5 protein-coding genes and 1 pseudogene are annotated in these 5219 nt (G+C 41.6%); 2 read left to right on the plus strand and 4 right to left on the minus strand.

Going from position 1 to position 5219, the window contains the following annotated elements:
• Positions 1-247, plus strand: a 247-nt coding sequence (locus tag AC1DPZ_RS21330; RefSeq protein ID WP_477407219.1) for a hypothetical protein, incomplete at its 5' end; no start/stop codon positions are given.
• Between the two features lie 488 nt (positions 248-735).
• Here the strand turns inward: AC1DPZ_RS21330 and AC1DPZ_RS21335 are convergent.
• Positions 736-1101, minus strand: a complete 366-nt coding sequence (locus AC1DPZ_RS21335; RefSeq protein ID WP_477407221.1) for a hypothetical protein — start codon at positions 1099-1101, stop codon at positions 736-738.
• A 150-nt stretch (positions 1102-1251) separates the two neighbouring features.
• On the opposite strand from AC1DPZ_RS21335, the gene AC1DPZ_RS21340 reads away from it, so the two are divergent.
• The gene (locus tag AC1DPZ_RS21340) at positions 1252-1590 is read left to right on the plus strand and encodes a single-stranded DNA-binding protein (RefSeq protein ID WP_477407223.1); all 339 of its coding nucleotides are present in this window, start codon (positions 1252-1254) and stop codon (positions 1588-1590) included.
• A gap of 595 nt (positions 1591-2185) precedes the next feature.
• Here AC1DPZ_RS21340 and AC1DPZ_RS21345 read toward each other — a convergent pair.
• The 3 genes and pseudogenes from AC1DPZ_RS21345 to AC1DPZ_RS21355 form a co-directional block, all read right to left on the minus strand.
• Positions 2186-3628, minus strand: a complete 1443-nt coding sequence (locus AC1DPZ_RS21345) for a PAS domain S-box protein (protein ID WP_477407225.1) — start codon at positions 3626-3628, stop codon at positions 2186-2188.
• A gap of 61 nt (positions 3629-3689) precedes the next feature.
• Positions 3690-4394, minus strand: coding sequence for an SDR family NAD(P)-dependent oxidoreductase (locus tag AC1DPZ_RS21350; protein ID WP_477407227.1), 705 nt, complete (start codon positions 4392-4394; stop codon positions 3690-3692).
• Between the two features lie 156 nt (positions 4395-4550).
• Positions 4551-5219: pseudogene (locus AC1DPZ_RS21355) on the minus strand (aromatic amino acid hydroxylase); the annotation flags it as partial.

Consider the following 5219-nt stretch of genomic DNA (forward strand, 5'->3'; position numbering starts at 1 on the left):
GAGCACCAATAAAAACATACAACAGCGAATAATTCAAGTCAGCAGAAATGCTTCTTTGCGCTCAGGGCCTTTGCCCTGCAAAACGGGCAAAACCTGGGCTGGAATTATTTTGCCCTTACCCGCCCGGCTTCTCCACATGCAAAAACTTCCTATGCCCTGCAGCCGTACAACCCGCATTGTTTTGCCCGTTTTCGTCCGAAGCTGTTCTGCAGACGCTTTAGGGAAAACGAAAGCTTGTGATTTCTAATAAACAAATAGGCTGTCACTATAAGATACGACGCAATCTCTAAATTGTGCAGGACGAATAGAAAATCTTGATACTAATTACTTGATACCGATTTTCATGGTGTTGCCTGCGGCCCGGGCTGTTCGCTAATACGCCTGCAGGCATTACGCTCATTGGCCGGTACCGCTGTCATCCCTAACACGTTGTCTGAATCAGAATTTTCAGAATTAAAGAATTATCAGAATTTTATCTTGAGGCAGCTAAAGAAAAGACTTAAGCTCATGGTTGGATTTTGAACATAAACTTAATCTTTATTCTTCAGCGTAAACTTTATTCCATAAAGTAATATCAATAAACTAATCAATATACCGATGATGTATTCAAAATCTCTATCTGTTTCTAAAGGGATATTATGTCCGCTACCATGGTAAACCATCCACATAAAAAGACAAAAGCCTAATAAAATAATTAAAACTACCTGTATAATTTTGATTGTTAATTTCATATAACTAACCGCTCTCCCCTTCCCTTTTTACCAACAACACCTCATCTCCATCCAGCAACAAGTACCCATATTCATAGCAAAACATATAAGTGGAACCCGTTTTGGTTTGATAGATACTGGTGATGTGGTCAAAATCGAATCCTTTTGCTGCCAGTTTTTTGCGGCTGGTTTTTGTTTTGCCGGTTGGGTTTAACTCTTCCAGTACACGTCGGTTGCGGCGCAGGATGTTATTGACATTGCGCACCAGGTTATAGCTATTGCTGTTAAGCTGGTTATTGTAATTATTGCGGCATAAATCGTTACAAAACTTTTTATCGGCCCGGCCATGTAAGGGCAAACCACAATCCAAACAGTTTCTTTCCTGGTTCATGATATAAAGATACACGATTGCTTATCCATTTGCAAACGCTTACAAACGGAAACTATCGACTATAAACGGTTATTATCCGGTTAAGTTTTCAGGGTAGCTGCACCTTTGTATCGTTATCAAAACATATATCAAAAATTAAAAAATAAAACGATGAACTCATTAAGAAACAGTGTACGCCTTGTAGGCAACTTAGGTATGGACCCGGAAGTAAAAGTTTTTGACAGCAACAAAAAAATGGCGCGGATCTCCATAGCCACCAACGAGAGCTATAAAAATGACAAAGGCGAAAAGATAACCGATACCACATGGCATAACCTGGTTTTGTGGGGCACACAGGCCAAGCTTGCCGAAGATTTTTTAAAAAAGGGTGATGAAGTAGCCATTGAAGGCAAACTGGCCAACCGCAGCTATATCGATAAAGAAGGAGTGAAACGCTACGTATCTGAAATTGTGGTAAATGAATTTTTAAAGGTAGGCGCAAAAGGCTGAAGAGCAAAGACCGGTGAACAACCAAAAGGTTCGCGCTGGATAGTTGGTTCGGTAGAAGATCGATTCGCGGTATCGCCTCCAATGGAGGAGTTGTAAATTCCTTGTCAACGAGGGAAATGTATGGGGATAATACAACCGCCTCGTGATCGTCATTGCGAGGAGGTACGACGAAGCAATCCCCAAAATACAGGTCGGATTTGCACAGTTACTCTGTAAGTTGGGGATTGCTTCGTGCCTCGCAATGACGGTCTGTTTTTTATTTTTAGACAGCCTATGAGGAGTGAAGGACCTATTCGCCGACTGTACAGGGCGAAGAGCATGGCGAATAATAGAAGCTTCACTACGTTCAGCATGACAAATGCTTGTTTTGCAAACACGTCATGGGCAGTCTGCCGGTGCATAGCGGGCAAAGGCTTCTCCGCACGCGCCTTCGACAGGCTCAGGGTAACCGGCCTTTTTTTGAAAGAAAATAAACGGTTACAACAAACACGTGATTGGTAAGGAACGAAGGATCTATTCGCAGATGGTATAGGGCGAAGAAGCATGGCGGTGGGTAGGTCCTTCACTATTGCTCAGGATTACAAAAAAGTGGCCTTTATGAAATTTGCTTTTCGCTCGCTTTTACGTATAAAGTTTTTTCAATAATATCATGAATAACTTTATCAAGCTCTTTGGTGGTAATATATAAATAGTCAATTATTTCGCTGTTTAGGGGGTTCGAGGTGTTGTACTTGTCGAACAAATTTACCAGGCCCAAAATGGTGGCAACCGGGCGTCGTAGTTCATGGGAGCTTATAGCAGCAATTGACTGAAGCCTGTTGTTTTGCTCTTTAATATCCTGCTCGTTTTTTTTGCTTTCAATTAAAACCCGCAAAATGTTTACCGTTCGCCCTATCAGGTGTAGCTCGTCACTGTCTGGTTCGCGCACCGTGGTATAATAAATACCAAACACAGCCAAAACCTTGGCACCATTTGAACTTATTACCGGTGTAGACCAGCAAGCTTTTAAACCAAATGGTTTTATCATATCGGCATAGTCGGCCCAAAGCGGATCATTTTCTACATCGCTTACAATAGTTTGCTCCCGATGATATACCGCATTACCGCATGAGCCCACACCCGGGCCAACCGGAAGACCTTCCAACTGATCGCTATAAGCTTTTGGCAGCCGTGGTGCAGCAAGGGTATACAGCTTTTGCTGCGCGTCATCTACTTCCAAAACCGAGCAGATCATATCGGGAAATATTGCTTCGATCCCCCTAAGTAATTCGCCGGTTGTTTGGGCAAGGGTATGTTGTGTAGCTGCATTTAACTCCAACACCCTTTTCTCCAATCCCAATACCCATTCCTGTATTTTTATTTCGGTAATATCTCTTATAAATAACGCAAGTTGATTATCATAAGGATATATATTAATGCGAAGCCAGGAGTTTAAGTATGTATTTAAATACTGAACCTGTACAGGGGTATTATCGTTTAATGATCGTTGACATTCGCTGATAACCTCGGGTATTATGCCGAGGCTTTTTATATTAATAAAACCCGATTGTTTAATTTCTTCGGCGTTTAAACTGGTCATGGCCTGAAAAGCCGGGTTAAAAGCTATTATATTCCAATCGGTATCAAGCACAATAAAGCCCTCGTTCAGGTTTTGAATGGTATGCTGTACTATGTCGTTATCTGGCGGCTCAGAAATAACAGGCATGTTCATCCGGGGAGTACCGGTTGAATAAATAAGGTTATCATCATTTAAAATAGCCGACCAGGAAACATTGTAATAGCCCCCACCTTTTGCCTTAATCCTGCTTTGATAATCAACCGGTTTCTTACTTAACAGCAGGCTGCCTTGTGATTCCTCCCTGCTTTTTTTATCCTCCGGGTGGCATATTTCAGCAATATTAATGCCCGTAAGTTCGGCCTCATTATAGTTAAATAAACGCTGAAATGAAGGGTTTGAATGCAAAATCACACCATTCATATCCATCACAAAAAATACATCTTTTGAACGAGTAAATAGGGATGTGAATCTATTATCCATATAAAGGTATTACGCTGTTTTCTTTGCGTAAGTTATAAAATATTTATAATAAAATATTATTTTATGGCGTACTTACTGCAACAGGCAAAACTTTACCATTAAAAAACTTATGACCTGTAAGCGCAAAGTCGGCTATATACTTACCCATTTCAAATGCTAATACCGGAGATTGATAGCCCGGAAAAGCCTTTTCCAGCATTTCGGTTTGTGCCGATCCCAGTGCCAGGCAGTTTACTTTTATATCCTGATCGGCAAGTTCCTGCGCCAGGCATTCCGTTAATGTGTGCAAAGCAGACTTGCTGGCCGAATATGCAGATAAACCCGGAAATTTGGCACTCCCCTGGTAACCGCCCATACTGCCAATATTGAGTATGTGCCCTCCGGCAGGTATTAATGATAAAAGGGCTTGTATAATGCGTACATGACCTATAAAGTTACTTTGCAGCATTTCTACAAAATCGGTTTCCAGCAATTGCATAAATGGTTTATTTATAAGCACCCCTGCATTATTTATTAAAACATCAACCTGGTTATCAAAGTTAACCCCGATAAATTGTTTTAAGCCTTCGTAATCATCATGTACAATATCAAACGTAAGGGCGTATAACTGGCAATCGGGGTTAAGGCCGTGGGCAATCTCCAGCAAGCGTTCCAGTTTATCCTGCGAGCGTGCAAGCGCTATAACCTTATGGTTTCCGGATAGTATAAGTTCAATTACAGCCTCAAATCCTACGCCGCTGCTGGCGCCTGTTATTATGATATTCATGTGCCCCCTAACCCCCTAAAGGGGGAATGATTTAATGATAGTTACTTAATTATTTCAGAACCGTCATTGCGAAGCATAGCTTCTCCCAGGAAGGGTTGGGCCTATGCTTCGCAATGACGCATTTTTTTGCATGAGATAACCCTGTTATCATCGCCCCTAAAATACCAATTTTTGCTCAACGGGATGCCCGATCAGGTAAAAACCATCGGTGATAAGTTTTTTTAATTCGGGCTGATCTTTTATTTTTTGTTCAAGAAAACTCCGGATCTCAACTGCCAGAAATGGTTCAATCCCCTCATGCTCCAGTAGTTCCAGTATTTCCAGGGCGCAAAGCCAGTCGTCATGATGATTTTTTTGCAATTTAAGCCAAACGTTGCCTAAAAAACCATAATCACCTTGCTTTTGGCGACAATCCCGCACCTGCTGATACAGCTTGTGTAATTCCTTATTTTTAAAGCTATGCTCTACATGATGAGTAGCGGTTTTTGATTTATAAATTAACTCGTCAAATGCTTCCTTATCTGCCGCWCCACAAAATACCGACGTGATCTTTTCGCCCACAGCCATATCATAAACACCCCACGACGGATCGAACAATACAGCGCCATTTTTATCAGTTACCATGCAATCTGTAAAAGAGATCAGCTGCGTTTTTCCGCCAGATACCAGGATACTTTTAACTTTGCCTTCAACGGTGATACCACTCTCAAATTGGAGTGTTGCATCTTTATTAATGACAATACCCGCATTTTCCAGTTCTGCCACCCCCATGTTTTCTAAAGGCTGCATATTTTTAAGTTTACCAACCGGCGAGCTAAAGCCATC

The sequence above is a fragment of the Mucilaginibacter sp. P4_G9 genome (assembly GCF_056400985.1).